Raw genomic sequence first — 26,031 nt, 5'->3', positions numbered from 1 at the left:
GGATCTGACACGGGTCGCTGTAACGAGGCAGATGCGGCGACCGACTTCACCTGTGACTGCTGTGGCCAAAGGTGCCGCAGCTCGTGATTCGCGGAGGTCGCTGATGACGCGCCACAGCAGCTATCTGACCTCGTTCGCGCGAACGCACTGCCTCCGGTTACCCCCGCCGACCGAGGACGCGTGGAGCTGGCAGTTGCAGGGAAAGTGCCTCGGATATCCGGCAGAGGTGTTCTTTCCGGAGGACTCGTCACGGGCGGTGGTCCACAGAAAAGAGAAGGCCGCCAAGGTGATCTGTCGCCAGTGCCCCGTCCTCCAACAATGTCGTGACCACGCGCTGCGGACACCCGAGCAGCACGGAGTGTGGGGCGCGATGACTGCCGGTGAGCGTGCACGTCACCTTCTCCACCGGTCCGCTGTCTGAGCGACCGCGAGCGGGCACAGGCACGGCCCACCGCGGCGCATTCTGGCAAGTGCACAGCTAGCGTCGCCACGATAGGGGGATGCCGCCGCCGACGCCGACGCCGCCACCACCCTTGCCGCAGCTCCCGGCTCCCGACTTTCACGAATTTCAGCGAGGGATCTCGCTGCTCGGCGGCTGGTTCCCGCTCACCGTCGAGATCGTCGCCGTCGTGGTGTTGATCGCCGTCATCGGCTGGCGGACCCGACGGTGGCGGGCGATCTGGGTGCCGATCTCGATCATCGTCGGGATCCTCGTCGCGCTGGCGGCCCGCACCTACATGAATTCCGAGGGGCTGGCCTCGGACCCCGCACCGTTCGTGCTGTGGGTGTGGACGGCGGTGTTCGGGGCGGCGGTCGCGATCGCGGTGCTGGGCTGGCGCAACACCAGATGGTGGCGGCGGGGGCTGTCCGTGCTCGCCGTACCGCTGACGTTGTTGACCGCGGCAATCTCGCTCAACCAGTGGGTCGGCTACTACCCGTCGCTGCAGTCGGCGTGGGGGGCGATCACCGCGGGTCCGCTCCCGCATGAGGTCGACGTCTCGGCGCTTCCTTCCCTACGCAACACCACGCCAGATTCGGGGAAGCTGGTGAAGGTCGACATTCCCGACACGGCAAGCGGTTTCACGCATCGGAGCGAGTACATCTATCTACCGCCCGCTTGGTTCGCCGGTGACACCCCGCCACGACTGCCGGTGGTCATGATGATCGCCGGAGAGTTCAACACTCCGGCGGACTGGATGCGTAGCGGTAATGTCATGCCGATCCTCGACCAGTTCTCCAGCCAGCACCACGGTCAGATCCCGATCTTCGTGTTCGCCGACGTCGGCGGCAGCTTCAACAACGACACCGAATGCGTCAACGGGCCACGCGGCAACGCCGCCGACCACCTGACCGAAGACGTGCGCCCCTACCTCGTCGCGAACTACGGAGCATCCGACGCCGCGATCAACTGGGCGGTCGTCGGCTGGTCGATGGGCGGCACGTGTGCGGTGGACCTGACCGTGATGCACCCCGATCTGTTCGCGACGTTCGAAGACATTGCGGGCGACCACGGCCCGACCGCGGGTACCAAGCAGCAGACGATCGACCGGCTCTACGGCGGTGACGCCGCGCAGTGGGACGCCTTCGATCCGCGCACGGTGATGGCCGCGCACGGCCTCTACACCGATGTCGCGGGCTGGTTCGAGGACACCGTCGCACCCGCGAACGCCGACCAACTGATGAAGAACGCCGGACTGCACCGGCCACAGTCGAATTCCCCATCGGGATTCGGCGGCCATGACGGGGAACGCGACACCGATGAGTTGGGCGCGGCCGAGGACCTGTGCGCGGCAGGTCAGGCCGTGAAGATCTCATGCTCTGTGCACAAGATCATCAGCTTCCACACCTGGCAGTTCGCCCAGCACGCATTCTCCGACGCGCTGCCATGGCTCGCTGAACGGGTGCAGACGCCTGGAACCACGAACTCGTGAATGGCTCAGTTCCGGACAGCGAAGCTCGCGCCGGTCTTGTCCGCGACATTCTGGCCGGCGGTGATGACGGGGTACTTCGACGGCGTCGCCGCGCTGATACAGGTGGGGACCGTCTCGATGACTGCGTCGTAGTTGGGTTGGCAGAAGAATGGCAGCGACAGACGGCGGCTGGCCGGACCCGTGAGGGTCGGGTTCTGCACGCGATGCAGAGTCGAGGTCCACCGGTCGTTGGTCCACCGCGCCATCAGGTCACCGATATTGACGACGAAGCTGTCGGCAATGGGGGCCACGGGAACCCATGCACCGTCGAGTCGTACTTCGAGACCCCCGACGGCGTCACGCTGATAGAGCAGCGTGAGGCTGCCGTAGTCGGTGTGCTCCCCGATGCGCAACTGGCCGGGTTCGAGGGTTCCATCAAGCGGCGGGTAGTGATTGGCGAACAGATTGCTGATCGGCTTGTCCACCTTGTTGTCGAACCAATGCTCATCCAGGCCCAGGGCAAGAGCGAAGAGGCGCATCATGTCGAACGCGAGCGCCGCCATTTCGGCGTAGTAGCGCTCCCAGATGTCTCGAAATCCGGGCACAGCCGGCCAGATGTTGTTGTGAAAGTGTCCGCATCGGCGGGCTTCCACGAACCACGGGTTGTCGGCTGGAACGTCGGGCAGGCCAATCGAGAAGAACTCAACGAGGTCCGCCGGTGTCATCTTCCCCCGCGTTCGTGCCAGCGCACGGGATTTCGACGGCATGTAGCCTCGGCTCGTGTCGGGTTCGGCACGGACCGAAAGCTTCACGCTCTCGTCGCTGTCGAAGAATTCAGCGGTCACGGCGTACATGTCGTCGAGCAATTGCGTGGAGACGCCATGGTCGACGACGGCGAGAAATCCGATGTGGCAGTTGGCTTCGTCGATCTCGCGGGCCAGTCGTCGACGGTCGAGCGCACTGCCGCGCGCCTGGGAGAGGTCGATCAGGGGGACGGTGTCAGACACTGGTCTCTCCGAATTCCTTCGAAATCGGCCACCCGGCGCGCCGTTTGGGGCGCGGGGCGGCATAGGTACGAATCTTGCTGGTGGTCAACGAGAGAGCCACGAGACTCTCGGCGATGGACACGGCCGCCGCGACGCCGTCGACGACGGGCACTCCGAGTTTGACGCTGAGTCGGTCGCTCATACCCGCCATCCCCGCGCAGCCGAGCACCAGGGCTTCAGCGCCGGCATCGATTGCTCGTCGGCCCGCGCTGTGCATCGCGTCGACGGCAGCCTCGGGGTCGGCCTCGAGATCCAGGACACCCAGCTCCGCCGCTTCGATCGCCGCGCAGCGTGAAACCAGCCCCGCTGTGGTCAGAGTGTCGTGGATCTGCGCGCAAGCGCGCCCCAGAGAGGTCACGACTCCGTAGCGGGGAGCCAGCAGCATCGCGAATTGAGCTGCGGCCTCCGTGATGTCGACGACCGGAATGGAGAGTAGTTCACGCGCCCCCTCGCGTCCGTGCTCCCCGAACCCCGCCATCACCAGCGCGTCGACGTCCGGCGGCAGGCCGTGCAGGCGATCGAGGACGGCAGCCGCGGTGATGAAGCTGTCGTAGTAGCCTTCGGCAGACTCTGGGCCCCAGTGCGGCTTCCATGCCTCGATGACGGTGCCGGGGCTGGCAGACGAGCGCGCGTGCCGTCCGATCTCGGTTGTCATCGATGCGCTTGTGTTGCAGTTCATCACGACGATGTATGTCATGCGGTCACCTCAGCTGGCTGGCGTGTGCTCCACGCGATCGGCACGTAGAACGCGGTGGCCAGGATGGCGCCGATCGCCCAGGAGAACGGCGCCCAGACACCGAACGCCGGAACCAGCGCGAGGACCGCGGCGACAACTGTCGCGGGAACGAGAGCGATCAGCGCCCTCGGATTGACGCCCCGGGAGTAGTAATACTTGCCGTCCGGGTCGGCCCGGAACAGCTCCGCGACGTCGACGTGCCCTCGACGGATGATCCAGAAGTCCGACATGAGGACGCCGAAGAGCGGTCCGAGGAAGGCTCCGAGTCCACCGACGAAGTACGCGATCGACTCCGGATTGTTGTACAGATGCCATGGCAGCGGCAGGACTGACAGCACGGCGGCGATCAAACCGCCGCGGAAGAAGTTGACGTGTTTGGGGGCCACATTCGAGAAGTCGTAGGCACACGAGATGAAGTCGGCGACGATGTTGATACCGATGGTTGCTATCGTGAAGACCAAGGCGCCGAACAGAATGACTGCTGTGCTGTCGGTCTTTTCGATGAGCTTGACGGGGTCGGTGATGGCTTCGCCGAACACCACGATGCTTGCAGACGTCACGGTGACGGCGACGATCGCGAACATCACGAAGTTGACCGGCAGCCCGAAGAAGTTGCCGCGGCTGACCGTCTTCTCGTTCGGCGCGAGTCGCCCGAAGTCGGCGAAGTTGACCAGGAACGTGGCGAAGAAGGACACGTTCAGGGCGATGGCGGCGAACATCTCATACGTGAGATTCCAGCCGTGCGCCTGGTCGGGGCTGAGGTCGAAGGACACGTTGCCGCCTGCTTTGATGACCATCCAGATGGCGAGGGCGAACATCACCACCCAGACCGCCGGTCCGGCCCAGTCCTGGAACCTGCGGACCGCGTCCATGCCGTGCCGTACGACCAGTAGCTGAATCACCCACATTGCGGCGAAGCAGATCCACCCGAGTGCGTGCAGTCCCAGAAATGTTGATCGCGTGAGTGGTTCGACGGCATCGTGGGCCACCCGTAATGCGGCGATCTGCAGCCCGGTGGAACCCAGGTAGGTGAGGATGCCGTAGTAGATGACGGCAATGCCGGCGCGGATGAGTGCGGGGATGTTGGCTCCCCAGATACCGAAGCTGGACCGGGCGAGTACCGGGAAGGGGACACCGGTGCGCTGTCCGGCGATACCGCTCAGATTCATCAGTCCCCAGATGATCAACACACTGACGGTGAGCGCGATGAAGACCTGACCGCCGTTGAGCCCCATGAAGAACAGTGATGCGGCGAACGTGTAGACGGTGATGCTGTGGATGTCCTGCATCCACATGGCGAAGAAGTTGTAGACACCCCAGTTGCGTTTGGTGACGGGCGCGAGGTCGGAGTTGTAGAGACGCGTCGATGTGGTCACCGGGACGGTGACGGTCGGCGTCTCGGGTAATGAACTGATGGACATGATGTTTCGCTTCCAGCTGTGCAGGCAGTGCTGCGAGATTCGAGTGGGCCGCGGGACCGGGAGGGAGCTCGCCGGTGTCCGATGCGACGAAGACGACGAGCGATCCGCTGGTGTGGTGACGGACCGACTCGCTGCGCGTGGTGTCTACGGGGACGGTGCCCGACCACGGGCACACGGGTGGCGCGGTTAGTGGTATTCGCGCTCTCTGGTGATCGACAGCAGCGCCATCGGCACCCGCTGCGAGGCAATGGCGCGCAGGCACTCTTCAACCGTGAAGGTGATGCCGGACATCACCATCGCGAACGAGCTCCCGCGTACGACCACGCTTCCCGCTACTCCTGTCGTCTGACCTCCAGAACGGAGGTCTGTCGCAGAGGAAACTAGCGGGCGCGTGCTACCGGCGTGTTACGCACGGAAACATCAGGGTGAATGGTGAGCGGAGCGGTCGCCACTGCGGGAGCCGGGTGGATTCGCGACCTGTCGCTCCAGGTGCCGCCCCTGCTACGGAACGAGTTGCTCGATGTCGTCGAGCGAGGTGTCCCGCGTCTCGCGCATCACCAGAAGCGCGATACCGGTCAGCGCCGCGGCGCACATCAGGTAGACGCCGACCCACGCCACGCCGTAGGTGGTGGCCAACCACGTCGCAACGAACGGTGCGATGGCCGCGCCCAGGATGCTGGAGACGTTGTAGGCGACGCCCGACCCGGTGTAGCGCACATTGGTCGGAAAGAGTTCGGGCAGCACGGCACTCATCGGCCCGAACGTGAGTCCCATCAACGTCATGCCGATGATCAGGAACGCCAGGGTCGAGGTGGTCGTCGCCGACGCCGGGTTGAGCAGCAGCCCAAAGGTGGTGCCGTAGATCATGATTGCCACCGTGATCACCAGCAGCGTCACCCGGCGGCCGAACTTGTCGGCGAGCAACCCGGTGACCGGGAGCATCGCCGCGAAGAAGAGCACCGAGATCAGCTGCAGCTGGAGGAATTCGAGGTACGGAATGCCCAATCCCCCACCGGTGGGGGTCTTCTTGCCGGTGCCGAAGCTCAGTGCCCACGTCGTGACGACGTAGAACAACGTGTAGGTGGCCAGCATGACGAACGTGCCGATGATCAGTTGACGCCAGTGGTTGCGGAACACCTCGGCCAGCGGTGCGCGCACCCGCTCGCCGCGGGCGATCGCGCGGGCGAACACGGGTGTCTCGGTCAGCCGCAGGCGCACGTAGAGCCCGATGGCCACCATCACCGCGCTGAGCAGGAAGGGGATGCGCCAGCCCCATGTGAGGAACGCGCCGTCCAGGTCGGGGCTGGCGGTGTTGAAGCCCAGCCACAGCACCAGGATGAGGAAGACGCCGTTGGCCAGCAGGAATCCGAACGGGGCGCCGAGCTGCGGCCACATCGCCGCCCACGCGCGCTTGCCGGGTTTGGCGGTCTCGGTGGCCAGCAGGGCCGCGCCGCTCCATTCACCGCCCAGCGCCAGGCCCTGGCTGAATCGCATGATCGCGAGCAACGCCGGGGCGAGCAGCCCCACCTGGTGGTAGGTGGGCAGCACGCCGATGAGGAAGGTCGCGATGCCCATCACCAGCAGCGAGGCCACCAGCGTGGTCTTGCGTCCGATCCGATCACCGAAGTGTCCGAACAAGATCGACCCGAGGGGACGCGCCACGAACGCGAGGCCGAAGGTCGCCAGTGATGCGAGCAGCGCCGTCGTCGGGTCGCCCTTGGGGAAGAAGAGATGCGGGAAGACCACGACCGCGGCGGTGGCATAGGCGTAGAAGTCGTAGAACTCGATCGTGGTGCCCACCATCGAGGCGACGACGATCCGCCCGCGGGGCACGCCGTCGACCAAGTCCGGTTCGCGTGTGGTCATGGGTGAACATCCTTGCATTCGCCGCGCGTGACCGGGGCGTGTCCGGGCCCGTGGCTACCCTCGGCGGAGTGGAGTCGTTCGCGGTGTCTCGGCAGGACGTGCTGGAGCGGGTGTCGCGAATCGATGCCGCGCGCTATGCGCGGACGCGCAATTTCACCGACGGCGGCACGCAGCTCTCGCCCTACCTGACCCGTGGATTGGTGACGTTGCCCGAGGTGCGCGAGCTGATCCTCGAGCGGCACACGCCGGCGCAGGCGTACAAGTTCGTCTTCGAGTTGGCGTGGCGGGAGTACTGGCAGCGGGAGTGGACGTTCCTCGGTGACCGCATCTTCACCGACGTCAAGCGGCCACAGCACCCCGTCAGCTCGCGGCGGATACCCCGGGCAGTGCGCGACGGCGACACAGGAATCGACGCGCTCGACGCCGCCGTCGGAAAGCTCTACGACACCGGCTACATGCACAACCACGAACGCATGTGGTTGGCGGGCTTGACGTGCAATCTCGGCCGCACCCACTGGTGGGAACCCAGCCTGTGGTTGTACTACCACCTGCTCGACGGCGATCCCGCCAGCAACAGCCTGTCGTGGCAGTGGGTGGCGGGCACCAACAGTCACAAGAAATATGTGCCGGCCCAGCAGAACGTCAACAGGTACTCACCGCTGACGCAGCACGACACCGTCATCGACCACGGTTACGGTGTGCTCGCCGAGATGGCGGTTCCCGACGTCCTCACCGAACGGGTGGAGCTCGACCTCAGGTGGACGCCGCCGCCGAGCGACGAGTCGGTGGTCGACCCGGCCAAGCCCACGGTGCTCTATCACTCGTTCTGGCTGAACGCCGCATGGCGCCAGGACGTCGACGCCAACCGGATCGTCCTGCTGGAACCCAGTTGGTTCGACCGCTTCCCCGTCTCGCCGATGGTCACCGACTACGTGCTCCGCTGCGCGCGGGAGATCCCGGGCGCCTGTGTGGTGGTCGCCGAGTTTGACGACCTCGACCTCGGAGACGACGTCATCTATATGCGACATCCCTCGGTGCCGCACTGGCGCGGCACCGCCGACGAGATGCCGCGGATGTTTCCCGACGTGCCGGAGAAGTCGTACGCGTCGTTCACCAGCTTCTGGAAGCAGTGCGAGCGAACGAGCGGTAGCATCCTCGTCACCAGCGGTAATCGAGGAATTTTCCGTCGAGGGTGACCACGACACGGTCGCCGTCTGGATCCGCGCGGCGTTTGATGTCGACCTTGAAGTTGATGGCGCTCATGATGCCGTCACCGAACTCCTCATGGATCAGCTCCTTGAGTGCGGGCCCGTAGACCGCGAGCGCCTCGTGGAACCGGTAGATGGTCGGATCGGACATCAGCGCGGGGTCCAGACCACGGCTGGGTTGCAGCTGCAGGCTCTCTGCCACCGCACCATCGAGGTCGAGCAGCGCGCACACACGCTCGGCTTGAGCAGCCTGCATGGGGTGCTGGCCGAGTAGGGCTGCCACACACCACACCAGTGGCGCGTCGATCTCCGCCGCAATCTCGGACCATTCGAGCTTCTTGCGGATGCGAGCGGCCTTGATCAGTTCTGCGGCATCGCTTTTGGGCATGATCGGGGTCATCGAGCATTCCTTTCTGTCGTTACCAGCGTGCGATCCTCGGACGGCAGCTCGACCAGTCGTGCGTCGCCGGTGCGGGCGTGTGTGGCGAAGAGCGTCAGTCCTACGAAAGTCAGTCCGCCGACGAGATTGCCTATCACCGTGGGTATTTCGTTCCAGATCAGGTAGTCGCCGATCGAGAAGTCGCCGCCGAGCATGAGTCCCGACGGGAACAGGAACATGTTGACGATGGAATGCTCGAAGCCCATGTAAAAGAACAGCATGATGGGCATCCACATCGCGATGACCTTGCCTGAGACGCTGGTGGACATCATCGCGGCCACGACGCCGGTGGACACCATCCAGTTGCACAGCACCCCGCGGATGAACAGCGTCAACATGCCTGCAGCACCGTGCTCCGCGTATCCCACCGTTCGGCTGTGCCCGATCTCACCGAGCCGCTGGCCGACTTCGTTGGGGTCGACGCTGAAGCCGTAGGTGAACACCACCGCCATCATCAGGGCCACGAGGATGGCGCCGGCGAAATTGCCGACAAAGACCAGCCCCCAGTTGCGCAGCATCGACCTGAACGTCACACCCCGGCGCTTGTCGAGCATCGCCAATGGGACGAGTGTGAAAACACCTGTCAGAAGGTCGAATCCGAGCAGATAGAGCAGGCAGAAGCCGACGGGGAACAGGACCGCGCCGAGCAACGCGTTGCCAGTCTGCACGGTGATCGTCACGGCGAACGCTGCCGCGAGGGCGAGGATGGCACCTGCCATGAAGGAGCGGATCAAAATGTCTCGGGTCGACATCAACGCTTTCGACTCGCCAGCGTCGATCATCTTGCCGACGAACTCATTCGGACTCACATAGGACATACAGAACCTTTCGGGAGGACCGTTGCCCGAAGGGTTCCCGGAACGTATTGCCGATTCGCAACAGCGCATGAACAGTCGTGTTGCCGCCACCTCACAGCCAACTCCCAGATTGTGTGAGGGGCTCGTCAGCGGGGCGAGACGGCCGTCCTTTCGACGGGGAAGTCGAAGAAGGTGTCGGGATACGTTTCGTCGGCGAGCGTGAAGTGCCACCACTCGCTGTCATAGAACTCGAACCCCTGCGCCTCCAGCGCATCCTTGAGGAGGAGCCGATTGGACAGTTGCGCGCCGCGAACACGTGGGTCGAAGGTGTGACTGAGCGTGTCGAAGCAGTCGAAGCCGGTGCCCATGTCGATGCTGTTGTCGGGGAAGCGAACCGGTTGCGGTGCAGCGCAATCCACAAGGGGTTGACCGACGACGTAGGGCGCAGTCGTTTCAGCCGGCAGCCGGACCAACGTCAGGTCGACGGTGCTGCCGCGGCTGTGACCGGATTTGTCGGCGATGTAGCCGTCGGCGAAGAGGGTGGTCTTGTCCACCCGCGGGTAGAACTCTGGCTTCATCCGCTGATCAGGGATGTCCTGGGCCCAGGAGACGAAATCGTTGACGGCACGCTGGGGCCGGTAGCAGTCGTACACCTTGAGCGAATAGCCCTGCGGCAACAGGACCCGCTGCGCTCTGGACAGCGCGTCGGCCGCCGCTTGGGTCAGGATGCATAGAGGCTCCGCGTAGCCGGCGACCGTTTCACCTGTGAAATTGTGCGGCGTCGAATAGCGGATGTCCTGCAGGATCGTCGGGTCGATGTCGGACAGCACGGCGAAGTCGGCGGGCGCAGTTGGCGCGGCGGGCTGCGCCGCGGTTGTCGCGGGCGACGCGACGGCGGCGATGAGGAGTGCCGCGAGCAAGGCGAGGAAGCGGGTCATGCGGCCGGAGTACCCATGACGGTTGGCTTTTCTCCGGTGGCGGCACGTGTTGGTCGGGCGGGTCGGCGCCGCCCACCGTTCGAGCCGTCGTCGCTCTCGGAGTCAGGCCTCCGTCCGTGCCCCCAGTCGGACTCGAACCGACACTTGGCGGATTTTAAGTCCGCTGCCTCTGCCAATTGGGCTATGGGGGCGTACTCCGCAGAACATACTTCAGGACGCCTTGCCCCGATGCGAGGCGCCCGGCATCACAGTGCTCACGTCCTTGCTCAACATGTCGGTGCACCACTCAACTCTTCATCGGGGTCACGGCTGAACAGCCAAGCGTTGTCGTCGCGGCCCCTCGTCCAGGTGCCCTTGTACGACCTTGACCCCCGCATCTGAAGCCGACGCGCGACGACGCCAGTGTCACCGAGGCGGAAGCGGGCCGTTGGGATCTGCGTAGCGGCGCGGTTCCATCGCAGGCGGAGGGGGATCGATCCACGCTGGATCCAGAGGCGGCGGCGTATAGCGATAGTTCGCGGGAAGCTCAGAGAGACGACCCGGCAGATGCGTGAGCGGGTATCCGCGCCACCAGATCAGATCGTCATCTTCGTCGGGCTCTCGGAACTCTGCGCCTGGCCAATCCTCTTCGAGATCAAGCAGGTAGTAGTACAGCGCTGGGTTGTCGGCCTCGTTCCACGGGCCTGGGTCTATGAGGGACCTTCGGGTGTCGCGGGCCAAGCCCCACGTGCGATCCGACGGTGGTGTGACGTAGACGAGCCGAATTGACGAACCATCCGTCCACGCGTGAGACACCAGGAATACGCACCGCCCGGGTCCTGGATGGGCAGCGGCGTTGGCGTTGCGGACTTCAATCCGATGGAGCAGGTCCTTGAGAACCACAGCCGCGAACTCGCACTCCGCGGCGCTTGGAGTCTCGTCAGATGAGGGCTCAGTTGATGGGTGCATAGTTGTTCACCCACGGCGGCGTCAGCGTCCAGTTCTTCTCTACCTCAACGACTCCGCTGCCCCCTGGGAGGGGATACATCGTGATCACTCCTTTCTGCCCGCCGCCGGGTACGTCGTAGCTGGGGTTGGTATTAGCCACGATTCTCATCGTCAAGCTCTCGCCAGTGTCGGTACAACTGGGCAATCCGAGAAAGCCCGATGTGCAGTGAGCCTTATTGATCGGCACGTCGTAGACAAGGGTTCCGCCCTGGCTCTCCTTCGGACGGCTGTGGGAGACGAGGTCTCTGAATACATTCGGGTTGATCAGTCCGTGCTTCCAGTAGATCTTGTCCCATCCGAACCCCTCCGTCGTAGCGGCGTTGTAATAGCCGCGCCTGAGTACAACGTGATTGCCATCGAGATCGGTGGCCTCGGCGATGACATCGTTGACCGGGTACGCCGGATCAGGCGGCGGCGCGAGCGGAACGTCTAACGCGTGGACCATTTGGGGCGACTCAGCGAAAGGATCGCCGCCCAATCGCGTTGTCGCGGCGCTGATCTTCGCGGCGATCTCTTGGTCCGCGGTACTCAGAGCGGCCGCACGAGCTCCGATCACGCCAGCATGTGAACGCATGGCAGCGATCCGAAGACCGCTGTACTTGCTGGCGTCGGTGACTGAGAGGTCCTCGCCCACGGTGAAGCCCGTTTCATGGGCCTCGTTGATGGCCTCGACTGCCTTGCGTTTGAGGTAGTCCAGCTGATCAGCACCTCGCCGCGCGATCGTCGCGGCGTCGCTCAGCGCATCGGACATACCGCGCACCTTCACCAGGTCACTGAAGGTCCGTTGTTGAGCTGCGTCGGCAGCTGGGCCTTCCCATGCGGTGCCACCCGGCGCCAGCGTGCCGCGGTGCACGTTGGCAAAAGTCTGTTCCCAGCGCTGTGCCGCGCTTGTCCAGTCGGTGGCCGCGCGGTGTAGGTGCGTGGTGTCCCAGCCCAGGATTTGAGACAGGCTCGGAATACCGGCCCTCACATCGACGGGCATCTACGCCCGCTACGGCTCGATACGCAGCGCCGACAGCCGCTGGGCGGAAGATTCGTCGGTCCTTAAGTACTGCGTTGCCGCCATGTGGAGTTTGTCCGCTGTGGCCTGCACTCGACCAGCCAACATCGCCGCCGTGGACGTAGTCGCCGCATACACGTGGCCGACCGCAGTCGAGGTTGCCTGGTGTGGCGGCCCTGTCATCCCGGTCAGAACGTGACCCAATAGTCGTTCCGCATCTCCCAAACACTGCCCAGCCAGTGCCTGTAAACCTTCGCCACAGACTTTTAGTGCCTCCACAAGCCCAGTCTAGGGCGATTCTCCAGGACGCCAGCACACCAAATTGGCCGTAATCGACCGCGGCCTCTCAGGTTACGACGCTGCATGTCCATTAGCGCTGGAGAGAATTTAAGTCCGCTGCCTCTGCCAATTGGGCTATGGGGGCCTGCGCCCTCAAAAGATACTTCAGCCCACCTTGGCCTTGATGCCGCGCACCCGATGTAAGACTGGTCAACATGGCGGCGAGCTCGTATCACCACGGCAATCTGCGTCAGGCCTTGCTCGAGCAGGCCGTCGAACTCGCCCGCGTCGGCGGCCCCGACGCCGTCGTCATGCGCGACGTCCAGCGCGCCGTCGGCGTGAGTAATGCTGCGGCATACCGGCATTACTCCGATCGTCACGCACTTCTCGCCGCCGTCAAGGAGTACGCGATGGGCCTTCTCGGCGACCAGATGCTAAACGCGCTATCCCAAGTACCCAATCGCGGACCCCGCGGTCCCCGCGCCCTGGCCCGGCTGCGCGCGACCGGTCAGGCCTATGTCGATTTCGCGCTCGCCGAACCGGGCCTGTTCCGCGCCGCGTTCACCCCCGGCGGGCCGACCCGCACCGACGACGTCATCCCAATGAGTCGCCATCCATTCCGCATCCTCAGCGGCTGCATCGACGACCTCGTGACTGTCGGCCTCCTCGACGAGCGCAAGCGCGACGGGCTGGACGAAGCCGCGTGGGCCTCGGTTCACGGCCTCTCCGTCCTCTATCTCGACGGACCGTTGGCGACGACCGACGACGCACGCAAGAACGTGATCACCGACCGCCTGCTCGACGTCATCGGGGCGGGCCTCCGCTAGCCACCCACCGCTTGATGTTGACATCGATAACTTCCACTGTCATGCTCGATAAAGTTATCCGCGTCAACATAAGGCGGCTCTTCCATGGCTTCTCATACGCTGGACCGTTCCACGGCCTCCCACCGGTTGAAACGTGCCCGACCCGGCGCAGTGCTGACGGTCGTCCTCGTCGCCGCTCTGGCGATCAACATCGAGACCACCATCGTCAATGTCGCTCTCCCCACGCTGAATTCGTCCCTCGACGCATCCACCCGCGGTCTGCAGTGGATCGTCGACGCCTACAACCTGGCGTTCGCGGCACTGGTCCTGGCCGGGGGCACCATCGGCGACAAATTCGGCCGCCGCCGCACGCTGATCGCCGGCCTCGTCCTCTTCGCGACAGCTAGCATCGGCGCGGCACTGTGCACCACCACCAGCGAACTCATCGCGATGCGGGTGGTGATGGGCGTGGCCTCGGCGATGATCTACCCCACCACGCTGGCGATCATCACCGACACCTTCCGCGAACCCCGCCAACGCGCTGCAGCGATCGGGCTGTGGGGCGCCGTCACCGGCCTCGGCGTGGCCATCGGCCCGATCCTCGGCGGCGCTCTGCTCGAAGTGTTCTGGTGGGGCAGCCTGTTCCTCGCGCTCGCTCCGATCGCCCTCGCCGCGGCCGTCGCGGCGCCCCTGGTGATCCCCGCCGCCAAGGCTGACGCGTCGTCTCGCCTCGATCGCGGCGGACTGCTGCTGTCCGTTGTCATGCTCGCTGCACTCGTCTACACGATCATCGAGGCACCCGAGCGTGGCTGGACCTCACTTCCGACTCTCGCCGGCTTCGCCGTGGCGATCCTCGCTGCCACCGCCTTCACAATCTGGGAGCGCCGCCAAACCGAACCGCTCATCGACGTCAGCCTCTTCACCAACCTGCGCTTCAGCGCGGCCAGCGGAGCGGTCACCGTGGCGTTCTTCGCACTGTTCGGGTTCATCTTCCTGATCACACAGTTCATGCAACTGCTGCAGGGCTTCGGCCCGCTGGAGACCGGCGTACGGATACTGCCGGTGGCGCTGTCGATCGCCGTCGGTTCGGTGCTCGGCACCCGGCTCGCCGTCGGCCGCATCGGCACCAAAGTCATTGTGGCGCTGGGCCTGGTCCTGATGGCCGCATCGTTCGCCTGGATCAGCGCCGCCGACCTGAGCATCGGCTATCCGGAGATGGCAGCCCAGATGCTGCTTCTCGGCGGCGGACTCGGCCTGACCAGCGCGCCGGCGACCGAGTCCATCATGGGTGTCGTACGTCCCGAGCAGGCCGGCGCCGGGTCGGCCGTCAACGACGCCACCCGCCAGGTGGGAGGCACCCTCGGCGTCGCCGTGCTCGGCAGCATTTTCTCGACGCTGTACCTCACCCGACTGAATGACGCTGCGGCCGTGCAGATATTGCCGGAACCCATCCGCGCCATTGCCGGAGAAGGCCTCGCGCAAGGCCTTGCTGTCGCGGCGCAGTCCCCCGCGCCAGTCGCCGGCCCCGTTCGCGGCGCCGTCGCCGACGCATTCCTGTCCGGCCTGAGCGCGGGGTGCCTCACCGCGAGCGGGGTGTGCCTCGCGGGAGCACTCTTCGTGCTTCTCGCCCTCCCCTCGCATCCGCTGGAGGAGCGGTCATGAGCCGCGCCGAACCGATCAGCTGGAGCCGATCCGTAGCGTCCGGCGGCCGAATGCGCGATGATGCCGCGCATGCATCGCCTCACTGGTGTCCTCTGCGCGCTCGCCTTCGTCCCCGCGGCCATGACCGCCTGCGCCCCGGCCGACGAGCAGCCGGCCGCCTCGTCGTCTGCCTCGGCCAACGCTGACACCTGCACCAAGGACAGCCTGACGACCCTGAAGCCGGGCACCTTCACCTTCGCCACCGACCAGCCGGCCTACGCCCCGTGGTTCGACAGCGACGACCCCACGAACGGCAAGGGTTTCGAGTCGGCCGTCGCCTACGCCGTCGCGAACGAACTCGGCTACGCGAAGGAGAACGTCACCTGGATTCGCGTCCCGTTCAACGCCGCGATCGCGCCCGGTCCCAAGCAGTTCGACGCCGATCTCAACGAGTTCTCCATCACCGACGAACGCAAGCAGGCCGTCGACTTCTCCTCCCCCTACTACGACGTCACCCAGACTGTCGTCGCGCTGAAGTCCTCTCCCGCAGCCAATGTCACCACCGTCGACGGCCTCAAGGGGCTCAAGCTCGGCGCGCAGGTGGGCTCCACGAGCTACACCGCCGCGCAGAAGATCGACCCCGGCGTCGCCGTGTTCAACAACAACGACGACGCCAAGGCCGCGCTCGCCAACGGCCAGATCGACGGTCTCGTCGTCGACCTGCCCACCGCCTTCCAGATCCAGGCCGAGCTGACCGACGGCAAGATCGTCGGCCAGCTGCCCGCCGGCTCGGACAAGCCCGAGCAGTTCGGCATCGTCCTCGACAAGGGAAGCCCGTTGACGGCCTGCGTCTCCCGCGCCGTGGACCAACTCCGTGAGCGTGGCGAGCTCGCAGAGCTGCAGAAGACCTGGCTCGCTCAGGCGGGGAACGCACCGGTCCTGTCGTGACGACCGTCGGCATCGACCGCGTCGCCTACCGGCAGGCGCGGGCGCGCCGCTCGACGCTGGTGGCGCTGCTCTCGACGCTGGTGTTCGCCGCGGTTCTGCTGTTCGCCGTGACGTCGGCGCCGGGCTGGCCGCGGGTGCGCGACTCGTTCTTCAACCTACGCATCGGCTGGGACAGCCTGCCCGCCCTGCTGAACGGCCTGTGGCTGAACATCCGCGTGCTCATCGTCTGCCAGATCCTCGTGCTCATCGTGGGCCTCACCCTCGCTGCTCTGCGCACCCTGCGCGGGCCCGTGTGGTTCCCGCTGCGCGCCCTGGCCACCGGCTACGTCGACCTGTTCCGTGGTCTCCCGCTGCTGATCTGCCTGTACCTCGTCGGCTTCGGCCTGCCGGGTCTGCGCCTCACCGGCCTGCCGACCAGCCCCGTGATCCTCGGCGGCCTCGCTCTGGTCCTGGTCTATTCGGCCTACGTCGCCGAGGTTCTGCGGGCCGGCATCGAATCGGTGCATCCCTCGCAGTTCGCCGCGGCACGATCGCTGGGCCTGACGTATCGCCAGACCATGCGCCTGGTCGTTCTTCCGCAAGCCACCCGCCGCGTGACCCCGGCGCTGCTCAACGACTTCGTCGCGCTCCAGAAAGACTGTGGTCTGATCTCCGTGCTGGGCGCCGTCGACGCTGTGCGCGCCGCGCAGATCCAGTCCGCTACCACCTACAACTTCACCCCGTACGTGGTGGCCGGTCTGCTGTTCGTCGCGCTTGCGGTGCCGTCTGCGAGGTTGGCCGACTGGGTCGCGCGCCGGTCGGCGACACGGCAGGGCGCCCTGTGAGTCCGCTGCTCCAGGTGCAGGGCCTGGTCAAGGCGTACAACGACCGGACGGTGCTCGCCGGGGTCGACCTGGACGTGGCTGAGCACGAGGTGGTGGTGCTGATCGGCGCGTCCGGGTCGGGAAAGTCGACGCTACTGCGGTGCATCGATCTGCTCGAAGACATCGACGACGGCCGGATTCTGCTGAGCGGCCGCGATATCAGCGATCCGCGGATCAACGCCGAAGAGGCGCGCCAATCCGTGGGGATGGTGTTCCAGTCATTCAACCTGTTCCCGCACATGACCGCGCTGGGCAACGTCGCCCTTGCCCCGCGGGTGGTGCACGGCAGCAGCAAGCGCGAGGCCGAGCAGCGGGCACGCGAACTACTGACCCGGGTCGGCATGGAGTCACACGCGACGTCCTATCCCGACAAGCTCTCGGGCGGCCAGCAGCAGCGTGTCGCCATTGCCCGCGCACTGGCCTACGAGCCGAAACTGCTTCTGCTGGATGAGATCACGAGCGCGCTCGACCCTGAGCTGGTCGGCGAAGTGCTCACCCTCGTCGGAGAACTCGCGGCGTCCGGGGCGACGATCGTGATGGCCACCCACGAGATGGCCTTCGCCCGCGACGTGGCCGACACCGTGTGCTTCCTCGACGGCGGTCAGATCGTCGAATCAGGCTCAGCTGCAGCGGTATTGGATACGCCACGCGAAGAGCGCACGCGACAGTTCCTGCAACGCTTCACCTCTGGGCGCTGACCCTCAACTCGTGGGCGGCTCGTATGGCACCTCGGGATGCTCCCGGTGCCACTCCACCGTCTTCTGCACGACCTTGCGGTGCCGGAACGTGAGCCACGCGAATCCGGCACCTGCCAGCACGACAGCCAGGATCACCGCGACCACTCCCGTGGTCCGCGAGCCGTTGGCGAACGAGAACAGGGCGATCACCAGCGACAACACCCCGAGGCCGACACCGATCAGGCCCAGCGCGTTCTTGCCTGCCTTCATCGTTTCGCCGGCGAACTGGCGGTTCGTGCGGGCGTGGTCGACGGGATCTCTTGAGGTGTTCGGCATGTTCACTCCTCTCACTCGACGGGCGAAAATTGGGACGGGGGCGCCGCACAGCCCGTTGTCGCTGGTCATCGTGTCGGGTACGCAGCAACGAGCCGCCGCGTGACCATGGAGAAGCGATACCCGAGGGTCTACCCACCAAACGATGATCGACAGCCGGTCACAACTCAGTCATCGTTCGCGGGGGTTTGGTCACGGGCCGTCCGGGCATGCCGTGCGAAACCGATCAGGAGGCACAGATGAGCATTCCGGAGTCCGAGAAGGCCGAGTCCGACGTCGAGCCCGACTCCAAGGTGGCCGGTTCACGCGCCAGTGAGAACGACGATGATCAGGCCGATGGCCCATACGTCGGACGCGCCGGCTCCGATGACGACATCGACACCGAGGAGTCCGGCGCAGAGGCGCGCGCCCAGCAGGGCTAGCGGGCCCCGACGCGTGCGACGTGCTCGGCGATCTGGGCGTATACCCGCTCCGTGACCGACGCGGCCTCGCTCATGATGTTGTACCCGTGGTCGACTCCGGGCACTTCGATGTAGTCGACCAGCGACCCCACCGCAGCCAGACGGTCGGAGTACCACCGCGCCTCGTCGCGTAACCGGTCGTACTCCGCGGTGACCACCACCGCGGGCGCGATGCCATCGATGTCGTCGGCATTCGCGCCCCAGGCGGGTGACACCAGCCGGTCGCGGCGTCGGAGCCGGTCAGGCACATAGGCGTTGTCGAACACCTGCCCCATCCACGGTTTCATCACCGCCCGCGCACCCAATGGTGACGGCTTGTCCTTCACCGCGGTGATGAGATCCAACGGCGGATAGTGCAACACCTGCAGTCCGATCGCAGGGCCTCCGTCCTCGAGCGCTTGGCGCGCTGCCGCCGCGGCGAGATTGCCGCCCGCACTCTGGCCACCCACCGACAACCGTGCGCCATCCCAGTCCCGGCCCTCGTCGGCGACCCAGCACACCACGTCGTAGACCTGTTGCGCCGCAACGGGAAAGCGATACCGCGGGGCGAGCAGGTAATCGGTGTTGACGATCACCACTCCTGCGGCGGCGGCCAGGTACCGACACCACGGATCGTCTTGCTCGCGGTGCCCGACCACGAAGCCCCCGCCGTGGATGTTGACGTACACCGGCGGGTGATGCACCCGCTGGTCCGGTCGGTACACGGTCGCCTCGACCGGCCCGTGTCGCGTGGGGATGTCGACCAGCGACGTGTGTGCTTCGATGCCGGGGAAGCGCACCGCCGGCTTCGGAGAGGGGTTGACCGTTGCAGCGAACAGGCGGGCCAACGGATCGGTGATCACGTTATGCACAGCGACACCTTGCCTTCAGACCGCCGAGAATCCACCGTCGACGGTCACGATCGCGCCGTGGATGTTCGAGGCATGCGGTCCGGCGAGGAACAGGACCGCGGAGGCGACTTCGTCGATGGTGCTCATCCGGTTCGACGGTACCCGGGCCAGAACGGGGTTCACCGCGTCACCGAACTCCACCATGCGTTCGGTGGCGATGGGCCCGGGCGCCACCGCGTTCACACGCACACCGGACGGTCCGTACTCATCGGCCCAGGCCTTCGTCAGGATGTGCACACTCGCCTTGGTGGCGCCGTAGAGGGCTGACCCCGACGAACCGAACAGTGCGCTGATCGAACCGATGTTGACGATCGCCCCCTCACCGCGCGCAGCCATCGCAGGTGCGACGAGACCCGTCAGCAAGAACGGAGCGGTGACACTGACCGCGAATGCGTCGGTGATCTCGTCTACGGTGACGTCCGCCGTCGGAGCCGGAAACACCAGCGTGGCAACGTTGTTGACGAGGATGTCGAGCACACCCCCGACAGCCTCAGTCGCCTGCGACGCGACTTCGGCGACCGCCTGCGCGGGATTCGAGAAGTCGGCGGCGACGAACGCGGCTCGACCGCCGGAGGATTCGATACTCGCGACGACCTCCTCACCGCGACTGCGGGTGCGTCCGGTGATCACGACGTGCGCGCCAGCTCTCGCCAGCGTCGTGGCGATTCCCGCGCCGAGTCCTGATGTCGAACCGGTCACCAGGGCGGTGCGGCCGGCCAACGGGGTTGATGTGGTCATGATCGTCCTCACTGTCGGGTCACGTCGGCGATCGCCGCCGCGAAGTCTCGGGGAGCCTCCTGCGGCACGTTGTGTCCGATGCCGTCGAGGACGCGGTGTTGGTAGCGGCCGGTGTAGCGCGCGCGATAGGTGGCGCCGTCCTTGGCGGGGCCGTCGAAGTCGGAGCCGATGGTGATCGTCGGAACCGTGATGGCGGGTGTGGCGGCCAGACGGCGCTCGTCGTCGTCGTACCGAGGCTCTCCCTGTGCCAGGCTCAACCGCCACCGGTAGTTGTGGATGACCACGTCGGTGTGGTCTGGGTTGGCGAAGGCGGCGGCCGTCAGATCGTAGGTGGGTTCGTCGAAGTGCCACAGCGGCGAGGCGTTGCGCCAGATCAATTTGTTGAAATCTGCAGTGTTGCTTCGGTATCCGCGTTCGCCCCGATCAGTGGCGAAGTAGTACTGGTACCACCAGCCGTATTCGGCCTGCGGTGCGAGCGGTGCCTGGTTGGCTTCCCGGTTCACGATGATGTAGCCGCTGACCGCGACGAGTCCGGTGCACCGCTGCGGCCACAGTGCGGCGACGACGTTGGCGGTGCGACCACCCCAGTCGTACCCACCGAGGATGGCGGCAGGGATACCGAGCGCATCCATCAGTGCGATGACGTCGTGGGCCAAAGCGGCCTGCTGGCCGTTGCGGGGGGTGCGCTCCGAACAGAACCGGGTGCTGCCGAAGCCGCGAAGGAAGGGCACGATGACGCGGAAGCCCTGCCCGGCGAGGATCGCGGTCACGTCGGCGTAGCTGTGGATGTCGTAGGGCCACCCGTGCAACAGGACCACGGGCCGGCCGTCGCGAGGCCCGGCGTCGACGTAGCCGACGTCGAGATCGCCGGCGGTGATCTGCCGGACGGGACCGATCGGGTGAGCGGGCGCGGGCAGCGGAGTGGCGCCGGCCGGGGTGGACGAACCCGCGGCCAGCGTCGCCGCGCCCGCCGCGGCCGTCAACAGGAATCCGAACTGCCGTCTGCTCACGCTGTCGTTCATGACCCCATCACAGCGCTCAAGAGCGATCGACGCCAACGATTGTTGTGGATGATTGTCATCAACAATGGAGATAGGTTGGGCGAATGGAGTTCCGTCAGCTCGAGCATTTCCTCGCTGTCGCCGGGGAGATGAGCTTCACCCGCGCCGCCGAGCGCGCGCACGTCGTGCAATCCGCACTCTCGACGTCAGTGGGCAAACTCGAACGCGAGCTCGGGGTGACGCTGTTCGATCGCTCCCGCCAGCAGATCAGCCTCACCCCCGCGGGCGAACGGTTCCGTACCCATGCGCACGACGTGGTGCGCGCCGGCCGGGCCGCCGTCGACTCCGTCGTTGAATTCCGGGGCACCTTGATGGGGGCCGTCGAATTCGGTTCGCTGATCGCCTTCGGCCCCCTGGACGTCGCGCGGGCCCTCGGCGACTTCCACCGCGAGCATCCGCACGTCCGACTTCGATTGCGGCTCAGTCAGACTGGCGCGTCGACCTACCTGTCTGCACTTCTGGAAGGCTCACTCGACGTGGCGCTGGTCTCTGTACCTGACCGCTTTCCCGCCGCGCTGAGGCTGCAGAAGTTGTTCGACGACCCGCTGGTGTTCGTGTGCCGCGACGACCACCGAATCGCGAACCGCCAGCAGGTGGCGATCGGCGACCTGGCCGACGAAGAGCTGATCGGGTTTCCTCCGGGTTTCGGGTTGCGCCGCCTGGTCGACGACGCCTTTCACGGTGCAGGGAGCCAAGCGCGAACCCTGTACGAGGTCCCGGCGGGATTCCATGCCGTTGCCGACCTGGTCAGTAGCGGTTTGGGCACCGCGTTCATGCCGCAATCCGAGGCCATACGGTATCCCGCACTACGGACGGTGCACCTGACCACACCGGTGCTGTGGTCGGTCTATCTCGCCACGCCAGCCGACGGGCGCATGACCCCGCCGGCGGCCCGGTTGGCGCAGGCGCTGCTCGAGGCGGCAGACGGGTCAGTGGCTCCGTAGTTCGGAGATCAGTTTGTCCTTGGTCATTCGCGAATACCCGCTGAGGCCAAGCTCTTTGGCACGTTCTTTGAGCTCGTCGACCTTCCAGTCGTCATAGGAGCCCGACCGGCCCCCTTTTCGACCCACAGCCGACGCGCCCCGGGCTGCCGCGGCGTTGGAAATCCGTGCGGCCTTCTCTTTCGAGTTGCCCTCGCGCCGAAGATCCTCGTACATCTTCTCGTTCTTGATCGACGAGTTCGGCATGTGTGCGACCTCCTTCAATGTGCACGATGCATGTAGGCTTTCCGCGCTCGTCAGCTGCCAAACACATCACTTTCCCCTCGCCACCCGACGGATCAGCTGACGGGTTGCCTTCTCCATCAGCTCCTGGGCCTTGTCGAGGTCGCGCATCGTGTCGGCCCGTTTGGTCGCCGCGGCGATCGTCAACCCGTTCTCGTATCCGGTGACCACCCTCGGATCGACATAGGAGGCCCGCGCGACGGCCGGGGTGTTACCCAGCTCGCTCGATACCTCCTTCATCACCGCCGACGTCTCACGCTTGATCGCGGTCTTCGAGGTGGGCGGCTTCGCGGCGGCGAACGACGCGGCGGCCAGCACGGTGCCGTGCCAGGTGCGGAGATCCTTGACGGTGAACTCGTCACCGACGATCTCTTTGAATCGCGCATTCAGATCGTCGGCCTTGACGTCGACCCAGTCGCTGTTTCCGCTGCGGCACACCAGCAGCCGCTCGGTGCGTTCTGTGCGGCGCATCAACGACCGGACCGCACGCACCACCTCTGGGTCGTCGATCTCGACGGTGCGCTGCACCCCGCTCTTGGCGGGGTAGTCGAATTCGACCGCGTTCTTCTTCACCGTGACGTGTTCACACAGCAGGGTCGCCAAGCCGTAGTGCTCGAAATCCTCGGCCGACTGCTCACCGCCGGCCCGGAAATACCCCCGGTCCAGCAGCTGCAGGGCCAGCGCGAGCACACGGTCCCGGGTCAAGCCGCGACCAGCCAGGTCCCGCGCGATGCGGGACCGCCACTCCGGCAACCGCGTCGAGAGCTCGAGCACCCGGTCGAACTTCTCCTCGGCCCGTTCCTGCTGCCATCGCTCGTGATACAGGTACTGCCGCCGGCCCGCAGCGTCGGTTCCCACCGCCTGGATGTGGCCGTTCGGCCGTGGGCTGATCCACACGTTCTTCCACGCCGGTGGGATGACCAGGTCCTTGATCCGCTGGGCCGTATCGGGATCGGCCAGCAGTTCGCCGTCGGGCCCGTAGTAGGCGAAGCCCTTGCCGCGCCGCTTGCGGACGATCCCCGGCGTGTCCAGCTTGCTACGTGCCAGGCGCATCCCGACGTACCCCTTGTTGCCGACCCATACGTGCGATCGGGGGTACCCACTCAGGGCTTGAGGATCACCTTCACGGCGCCGTCCTGCTTCTTCTGGAAGATGTCGTAGGCGTGCGGCGCTTGATCGAGCGGCAGCACGTGAGTGGCGAACGAGTCGACGCCCAACGGGTCGCCGTCGGTCAGCAGCGGCATGATGTCGTCAACCCATTTCTTGACGTTGGCCTGACCCATCCGCAGCTGGATCTGCTTGTCGAACAGCGTCAGCATCGGCATCGGGTCGGCCATGCCGCCGTACACGCCACTCAGCGAGATCGTCCCGCCGCGGCGCACGCAGTCGATCGCCGAGTACAGCGCGCCGAGCCGGTCGACGCCGGCCTTCTGCATGAACGGTTTCGCGACGAAGTCGGGCAGGAACGCCGCAGCCGTCTGCGCGGCCTGGGCGATCGGTGAGCCATGCGCTTCCATTCCCACCGCGTCGATGACCGAGTCGGTGCCCCGCCCATCGGTCAGGTCGCGTACCGCGTCGCCGACCGAGCCGCTGAGCCCGGCCATGTCGATGGTCTCGATACCCCGCGCGGTGGCTCGCGCCAGCCGCTCCGGAACGCGGTCGACGGCGATCACGCGGTGCCCGAGATGGGTGGCGATGCGGGCCGCCATGTCGCCGATCGGCCCCAGTCCGAGCACCGTCACCGATCCGCCGTCGGGAATGCCAGCGTAGGCCACACCCTGCCATGCGGTGGGCAGCACGTCGGACAGGTAGACGAAGCGCGAATCGGGCGGCCCCTCAGGCACTTTGATGTGCGTGAACTGGGCCTGCGGGATGCGCAGATATTCGGCCTGCCCTCCGGGTACCTCGCCGTAGAGCTCCGAGTAGCCGAACAGTGCGGCACCCATGCCCTGGTCGCGGACCTGCGTGGTCTCACACTGTGTGTAGAGCTGCTGGTCGCACATGAAGCAGTGACCGCAGGAGATCTGAAACGGCACCACGATGCGGTCCCCGACCGCGAGATTCGATACGCCTGAGCCGACCTCGCGCACCACTCCCATCGCCTCGTGACCGAGGATGTCCCCGGTGTTCATGAATGCGCCGAGCACCTCGTAGAGGTGCAGATCGGAACCGCAGATGTTGGTGGACGTCACCTCGATGATCGCGTCCGTCGGTTCCTCGATGCGGGGGTCGTCTACGGTGTCGACGCGCACGTCGCGCCGGCCGTGCCATGTCACTGCTCTCATGAGAATTCGCCGTACCCGCGCGGATGCGGTCGAAACGCGATCAGCCGCACCGCGTCAGCCCGGCAGTGTCTCCCCGCCGATCGGAGCCAGCACCTCACCGCTGTAGTAGGACGAGAGTCGGCCCGCGGCGAAGAACACGTACGACGGTGCGATCTCGTCGGGTTGGGCCGCCCGCCCCATCGGCACCTGTTCGCCGAAGGACTCGACCTTCTCGGCAGGCATGGTCGCCGGGATCAACGGAGTCCAGACCGGGCCGGGGGCAACACAATTGACCCGGATGTTGCGTTCGGACAGAGACTGCGCCAGCGAATACGTCAGCGCGATCACCGCACCCTTGGTCGCCGAATAGTCGATGAGCGACTTGTTGCCGCGCAACCCGTTGATGGATCCGGTGTTGATGATCGCCGACCCGTCGGGCAGATGCGCCAGAGCGGCCTTGGTGACGTGGAAGAAGCTGTCGATGTTGACCGCGAAGGTCCGCCGCCACTGCTCGTCGCTGATCTCCGTCAGGTCGGACACCGGCGACTGGAAGGCGACGTTGTTGACGACGATGTCCAGCCCGCCGAGCTGTGTCACCGTCTGCGCGACCACGGAGCGGCAGTGCGCGGGGTCGGCGAGGTCACCCTCGAGCGAGATGGCCTGTCGGCCCGCCGCCTCGACCAGCGACACCGTGTGGGCGGCGTCGTCGAGCTCCTCGAGGTAGGCGATCGCGACGTCGGCGCCTTCCTTGGCGAACGCGACCGCGACGGCGCGCCCGATACCGGAGTCACCGCCGGTGATCAGTGCGCGTTTGCCCTCGAGCAGTCCCGTGCCGATGTAGTCAGCCATCTCATCGCGTGGCCTGTCGGCCATCTCGGCTGTCTCGCCGGGGTAGGGAATCACACCGTCGGGCATTGCGCCTCCTGTGTCTCGTGGACCGTCAGGGCGTCGAGGTACCCGGCGGCCGGGCGGCGAAACTACGCGCCGGTGCGGCGCAGCGTCAGCGGCAGCACGACCCAGAACGAGGCGAACAACACGAGCGCAGCCACCCCGGCGGCCAACGCAGCGGTCAGCCCGGCGACAGCGTCGAAGATAATGACCGTCATCCCGGTGACCGCCGCGCCGAGGAGCAGCAGACCGGCGTAGGCGCACCGATGGGCGAAGGTGACCAACGTGCCGAGGCGGTGGCGGCGGAACAGCACGCGGTGCATGCCGACAGGGGCGATGAGCAGCGCGGTGGACAACACCGCCGCACTGACCGTGGCCAGGTAGACCATCTGCATGTTGTGGCCCAGCATCGTGAATCGCTGCTGGAACGGCAGCGTCAGCAAGAACCCGGTGAGCAGCTGCACGCCGGTCTGCACGACCCGCAACTCCTGCAGCAGACTGGCCCAATTGCGGTCCAGCCGTTCGGTTTCCGTCTCGTGCCGGGCGCGTCGGTCCCACCCTCCGTCGTCGTCGAGCGGATGCGCGTCCACCCGTCGATCTTCGCACCCGCC

At 65.8% G+C, this 26,031-nt stretch carries 28 protein-coding genes and 1 tRNA gene; 10 read left to right on the top strand and 19 right to left on the bottom strand.

The annotated features are described in order from the left end of the window. The first annotated feature begins 31 nt into the window (after positions 1 to 31). Both ACZYYX_RS15210 and ACZYYX_RS15205 read left to right on the top strand, forming a co-directional pair. Positions 32 to 421, top strand: coding sequence for a WhiB family transcriptional regulator (locus ACZYYX_RS15210; protein ID WP_463815344.1), 390 nt, complete (start codon positions 32 to 34; stop codon positions 419 to 421). A gap of 79 nt (positions 422 to 500) precedes the next feature. Beyond that, positions 501 to 1,931, top strand: a complete 1,431-nt coding sequence (locus ACZYYX_RS15205; protein WP_463815343.1) for an alpha/beta hydrolase — start codon at positions 501 to 503, stop codon at positions 1,929 to 1,931. A gap of 5 nt (positions 1,932 to 1,936) precedes the next feature. Here the strand turns inward: ACZYYX_RS15205 and ACZYYX_RS15200 are convergent, their stop codons facing one another. The 4 genes from ACZYYX_RS15200 to ACZYYX_RS15185 all read right to left on the bottom strand — a co-directional run bounded on the left by ACZYYX_RS15200 (position 1,937) and on the right by ACZYYX_RS15185 (position 6,979). Continuing rightward, a complete protein-coding gene (locus ACZYYX_RS15200) occupies positions 1,937 to 2,917 on the bottom strand; it encodes an isopenicillin N synthase family dioxygenase (protein WP_463815342.1) in 981 nt (326 codons plus the stop codon). Beyond that, a complete protein-coding gene (locus ACZYYX_RS15195) occupies positions 2,910 to 3,653 on the bottom strand; it encodes an aspartate/glutamate racemase family protein (RefSeq protein ID WP_463815340.1) in 744 nt (247 codons plus the stop codon). The genes ACZYYX_RS15200 and ACZYYX_RS15195 overlap by 8 nt, the downstream gene beginning before the upstream one ends. After that, the gene (locus tag ACZYYX_RS15190) at positions 3,650 to 5,113 is read right to left on the bottom strand and encodes an NCS1 family nucleobase:cation symporter-1 (RefSeq protein ID WP_463815339.1); all 1,464 of its coding nucleotides are present in this window, start codon (positions 5,111 to 5,113) and stop codon (positions 3,650 to 3,652) included. The genes ACZYYX_RS15195 and ACZYYX_RS15190 overlap by 4 nt, the downstream gene beginning before the upstream one ends. A 501-nt stretch (positions 5,114 to 5,614) precedes the next feature. After that, the gene (locus ACZYYX_RS15185; RefSeq protein ID WP_463815338.1) at positions 5,615 to 6,979 is read right to left on the bottom strand and encodes an MFS transporter; all 1,365 of its coding nucleotides are present in this window, start codon (positions 6,977 to 6,979) and stop codon (positions 5,615 to 5,617) included. Between the two features lie 68 nt (positions 6,980 to 7,047). Here ACZYYX_RS15185 and ACZYYX_RS15180 point away from each other — a divergent pair, with 68 nt between their 5' ends. Then, positions 7,048 to 8,175 carry an FAD-binding domain-containing protein gene (locus tag ACZYYX_RS15180; RefSeq protein WP_463815337.1) on the top strand — a complete coding sequence of 376 codons (1,128 nt, stop codon included), beginning with the start codon at positions 7,048 to 7,050 and terminating at the stop codon, positions 8,173 to 8,175. Here the strand turns inward: ACZYYX_RS15180 and cynS are convergent. The 6 genes from cynS to ACZYYX_RS15150 form a co-directional block, all read right to left on the bottom strand. Then, positions 8,138 to 8,587 (bottom strand): cyanase, encoded by a 450-nt coding sequence (gene cynS, locus ACZYYX_RS15175; protein WP_463815336.1) that lies wholly within the window; start codon positions 8,585 to 8,587, stop codon positions 8,138 to 8,140. The genes ACZYYX_RS15180 and cynS overlap by 38 nt on opposite strands. After that, positions 8,584 to 9,444, bottom strand: coding sequence for a formate/nitrite transporter family protein (locus ACZYYX_RS15170; protein WP_463815335.1), 861 nt, complete (start codon positions 9,442 to 9,444; stop codon positions 8,584 to 8,586). The genes cynS and ACZYYX_RS15170 overlap by 4 nt, the downstream gene beginning before the upstream one ends. A gap of 125 nt (positions 9,445 to 9,569) precedes the next feature. Continuing rightward, entirely contained in the window at positions 9,570 to 10,361 is a 792-nt protein-coding gene (locus ACZYYX_RS15165) for a M15 family metallopeptidase (RefSeq protein WP_463815333.1), read from the bottom strand. A 117-nt stretch (positions 10,362 to 10,478) separates the two neighbouring features. After that, positions 10,479 to 10,552: transfer RNA gene (locus ACZYYX_RS15160), tRNA-Leu, on the bottom strand. Between the two features lie 740 nt (positions 10,553 to 11,292). Beyond that, complete coding sequence (locus ACZYYX_RS15155) at positions 11,293 to 12,330, bottom strand: WXG100 family type VII secretion target (protein WP_463815332.1); 1,038 nt, start codon at positions 12,328 to 12,330, stop codon at positions 11,293 to 11,295. Between the two features lie 9 nt (positions 12,331 to 12,339). Then, entirely contained in the window at positions 12,340 to 12,627 is a 288-nt protein-coding gene (locus tag ACZYYX_RS15150; protein WP_463815331.1) for a type VII secretion target, read from the bottom strand. A 215-nt stretch (positions 12,628 to 12,842) separates the two neighbouring features. Between ACZYYX_RS15150 and ACZYYX_RS15145 the strand changes: the two genes are divergently transcribed. The 5 genes from ACZYYX_RS15145 to ACZYYX_RS15125 all read left to right on the top strand — a co-directional run bounded on the left by ACZYYX_RS15145 (position 12,843) and on the right by ACZYYX_RS15125 (position 17,583). Next, positions 12,843 to 13,454: a TetR/AcrR family transcriptional regulator gene (locus ACZYYX_RS15145; RefSeq protein ID WP_463815329.1), complete on the top strand. Its 612-nt coding sequence runs from the start codon at positions 12,843 to 12,845 to the stop codon at positions 13,452 to 13,454. Between the two features lie 84 nt (positions 13,455 to 13,538). Beyond that, positions 13,539 to 15,095, top strand: a complete 1,557-nt coding sequence (locus ACZYYX_RS15140; RefSeq protein WP_463815328.1) for an MFS transporter — start codon at positions 13,539 to 13,541, stop codon at positions 15,093 to 15,095. Between the two features lie 69 nt (positions 15,096 to 15,164). Beyond that, complete coding sequence (locus ACZYYX_RS15135; protein ID WP_463815327.1) at positions 15,165 to 16,022, top strand: ABC transporter substrate-binding protein; 858 nt, start codon at positions 15,165 to 15,167, stop codon at positions 16,020 to 16,022. Further along, complete coding sequence (locus tag ACZYYX_RS15130; protein ID WP_335331663.1) at positions 16,019 to 16,846, top strand: amino acid ABC transporter permease; 828 nt, start codon at positions 16,019 to 16,021, stop codon at positions 16,844 to 16,846. The genes ACZYYX_RS15135 and ACZYYX_RS15130 overlap by 4 nt, the downstream gene beginning before the upstream one ends. Continuing rightward, a complete protein-coding gene (locus tag ACZYYX_RS15125; RefSeq protein WP_463815326.1) occupies positions 16,843 to 17,583 on the top strand; it encodes an amino acid ABC transporter ATP-binding protein in 741 nt (246 codons plus the stop codon). Before ACZYYX_RS15130 ends, ACZYYX_RS15125 begins: the two co-directional genes overlap by 4 nt. A 3-nt stretch (positions 17,584 to 17,586) precedes the next feature. On the opposite strand, the gene ACZYYX_RS15120 is transcribed toward ACZYYX_RS15125, so the two are convergent. Further along, positions 17,587 to 17,898: a hypothetical protein gene (locus ACZYYX_RS15120; RefSeq protein WP_463815325.1), complete on the bottom strand. Its 312-nt coding sequence runs from the start codon at positions 17,896 to 17,898 to the stop codon at positions 17,587 to 17,589. 236 nt (positions 17,899 to 18,134) lie between these two features. Here ACZYYX_RS15120 and ACZYYX_RS15115 point away from each other — a divergent pair, with 236 nt between their 5' ends. Then, entirely contained in the window at positions 18,135 to 18,317 is a 183-nt protein-coding gene (locus tag ACZYYX_RS15115; protein ID WP_463815324.1) for a hypothetical protein, read from the top strand. Here ACZYYX_RS15115 and ACZYYX_RS15110 read toward each other — a convergent pair. The 3 genes from ACZYYX_RS15110 to ACZYYX_RS15100 all read right to left on the bottom strand — a co-directional run bounded on the left by ACZYYX_RS15110 (position 18,314) and on the right by ACZYYX_RS15100 (position 21,006). Beyond that, complete coding sequence (locus tag ACZYYX_RS15110; protein WP_463815813.1) at positions 18,314 to 19,135, bottom strand: alpha/beta hydrolase; 822 nt, start codon at positions 19,133 to 19,135, stop codon at positions 18,314 to 18,316. The genes ACZYYX_RS15115 and ACZYYX_RS15110 overlap by 4 nt on opposite strands. A gap of 87 nt (positions 19,136 to 19,222) precedes the next feature. Then, positions 19,223 to 19,987, bottom strand: coding sequence for an SDR family NAD(P)-dependent oxidoreductase (locus tag ACZYYX_RS15105; protein WP_463815812.1), 765 nt, complete (start codon positions 19,985 to 19,987; stop codon positions 19,223 to 19,225). Positions 19,988 to 19,992: 5 nt separating this feature from the next. Continuing rightward, entirely contained in the window at positions 19,993 to 21,006 is a 1,014-nt protein-coding gene (locus ACZYYX_RS15100; RefSeq protein ID WP_463815323.1) for an alpha/beta fold hydrolase, read from the bottom strand. 83 nt (positions 21,007 to 21,089) lie between these two features. Between ACZYYX_RS15100 and ACZYYX_RS15095 the strand changes: the two genes are divergently transcribed. After that, a complete protein-coding gene (locus ACZYYX_RS15095) occupies positions 21,090 to 21,989 on the top strand; it encodes a LysR family transcriptional regulator (protein WP_463815322.1) in 900 nt (299 codons plus the stop codon). Here the strand turns inward: ACZYYX_RS15095 and ACZYYX_RS15090 are convergent. From ACZYYX_RS15090 to ACZYYX_RS15070, 5 genes are all read right to left on the bottom strand, one after another. Further along, positions 21,975 to 22,232 (bottom strand): DUF7218 family protein, encoded by a 258-nt coding sequence (locus ACZYYX_RS15090; RefSeq protein ID WP_463815321.1) that lies wholly within the window; start codon positions 22,230 to 22,232, stop codon positions 21,975 to 21,977. The two genes, ACZYYX_RS15095 and ACZYYX_RS15090, sit on opposite strands and share 15 nt — an antisense overlap. A gap of 66 nt (positions 22,233 to 22,298) precedes the next feature. Continuing rightward, positions 22,299 to 23,321: a DNA topoisomerase IB gene (locus ACZYYX_RS15085; RefSeq protein WP_463815320.1), complete on the bottom strand. Its 1,023-nt coding sequence runs from the start codon at positions 23,319 to 23,321 to the stop codon at positions 22,299 to 22,301. A 50-nt stretch (positions 23,322 to 23,371) separates the two neighbouring features. Continuing rightward, a complete protein-coding gene (locus ACZYYX_RS15080; RefSeq protein ID WP_463815319.1) occupies positions 23,372 to 24,553 on the bottom strand; it encodes a zinc-dependent alcohol dehydrogenase in 1,182 nt (393 codons plus the stop codon). Positions 24,554 to 24,607: 54 nt separating this feature from the next. Further along, complete coding sequence (locus tag ACZYYX_RS15075; protein ID WP_463815318.1) at positions 24,608 to 25,447, bottom strand: SDR family oxidoreductase; 840 nt, start codon at positions 25,445 to 25,447, stop codon at positions 24,608 to 24,610. A 62-nt stretch (positions 25,448 to 25,509) separates the two neighbouring features. Then, positions 25,510 to 26,010 carry a DUF6328 family protein gene (locus ACZYYX_RS15070; protein ID WP_463815317.1) on the bottom strand — a complete coding sequence of 167 codons (501 nt, stop codon included), beginning with the start codon at positions 26,008 to 26,010 and terminating at the stop codon, positions 25,510 to 25,512. Positions 26,011 to 26,031: the final 21 nt, after the last annotated feature.

The sequence above is a fragment of the Mycobacterium sp. IDUB_1 genome, assembly GCF_055419625.1.
Note: the sequence above shows the minus strand (reverse complement) of the source record. Positions and strands in the feature narration are given on the sequence as shown.

What these genes read in the sequence shown, in the direction of transcription:
- ACZYYX_RS15140 (WP_463815328.1), top strand. Translation starts at nt 13,539, where the DNA reads ATGGCTTCTCATACGCTGGACCGTTCCACGGCCTCCCACCGGTTGAAA.
- ACZYYX_RS15210 (WP_463815344.1), top strand. Translation starts at nt 32, where the DNA reads ATGCGGCGACCGACTTCACCTGTGACTGCTGTGGCCAAAGGTGCCGCA.
- ACZYYX_RS15165 (WP_463815333.1), bottom strand. Translation starts at nt 10,361, where the DNA reads ATGACCCGCTTCCTCGCCTTGCTCGCGGCACTCCTCATCGCCGCCGTC.
- cynS (WP_463815336.1), bottom strand. Translation starts at nt 8,587, where the DNA reads ATGACCCCGATCATGCCCAAAAGCGATGCCGCAGAACTGATCAAGGCC.
- ACZYYX_RS15080 (WP_463815319.1), bottom strand. Translation starts at nt 24,553, where the DNA reads ATGAGAGCAGTGACATGGCACGGCCGGCGCGACGTGCGCGTCGACACC.
- ACZYYX_RS15205 (WP_463815343.1), top strand. Translation starts at nt 501, where the DNA reads ATGCCGCCGCCGACGCCGACGCCGCCACCACCCTTGCCGCAGCTCCCG.
- ACZYYX_RS15135 (WP_463815327.1), top strand. Translation starts at nt 15,165, where the DNA reads ATGCATCGCCTCACTGGTGTCCTCTGCGCGCTCGCCTTCGTCCCCGCG.
- ACZYYX_RS15120 (WP_463815325.1), bottom strand. Translation starts at nt 17,898, where the DNA reads ATGCCGAACACCTCAAGAGATCCCGTCGACCACGCCCGCACGAACCGC.
- ACZYYX_RS15155 (WP_463815332.1), bottom strand. Translation starts at nt 12,330, where the DNA reads ATGCCCGTCGATGTGAGGGCCGGTATTCCGAGCCTGTCTCAAATCCTG.
- ACZYYX_RS15090 (WP_463815321.1), bottom strand. Translation starts at nt 22,232, where the DNA reads ATGCCGAACTCGTCGATCAAGAACGAGAAGATGTACGAGGATCTTCGG.
- ACZYYX_RS15170 (WP_463815335.1), bottom strand. Translation starts at nt 9,444, where the DNA reads ATGTCCTATGTGAGTCCGAATGAGTTCGTCGGCAAGATGATCGACGCT.
- ACZYYX_RS15100 (WP_463815323.1), bottom strand. Translation starts at nt 21,006, where the DNA reads ATGAACGACAGCGTGAGCAGACGGCAGTTCGGATTCCTGTTGACGGCC.
- ACZYYX_RS15145 (WP_463815329.1), top strand. Translation starts at nt 12,843, where the DNA reads ATGGCGGCGAGCTCGTATCACCACGGCAATCTGCGTCAGGCCTTGCTC.
- ACZYYX_RS15190 (WP_463815339.1), bottom strand. Translation starts at nt 5,113, where the DNA reads ATGTCCATCAGTTCATTACCCGAGACGCCGACCGTCACCGTCCCGGTG.
- ACZYYX_RS15095 (WP_463815322.1), top strand. Translation starts at nt 21,090, where the DNA reads ATGGAGTTCCGTCAGCTCGAGCATTTCCTCGCTGTCGCCGGGGAGATG.
- ACZYYX_RS15185 (WP_463815338.1), bottom strand. Translation starts at nt 6,979, where the DNA reads ATGACCACACGCGAACCGGACTTGGTCGACGGCGTGCCCCGCGGGCGG.
- ACZYYX_RS15195 (WP_463815340.1), bottom strand. Translation starts at nt 3,653, where the DNA reads ATGACATACATCGTCGTGATGAACTGCAACACAAGCGCATCGATGACA.
- ACZYYX_RS15085 (WP_463815320.1), bottom strand. Translation starts at nt 23,321, where the DNA reads ATGCGCCTGGCACGTAGCAAGCTGGACACGCCGGGGATCGTCCGCAAG.
- ACZYYX_RS15115 (WP_463815324.1), top strand. Translation starts at nt 18,135, where the DNA reads ATGAGCATTCCGGAGTCCGAGAAGGCCGAGTCCGACGTCGAGCCCGAC.
- ACZYYX_RS15075 (WP_463815318.1), bottom strand. Translation starts at nt 25,447, where the DNA reads ATGCCCGACGGTGTGATTCCCTACCCCGGCGAGACAGCCGAGATGGCC.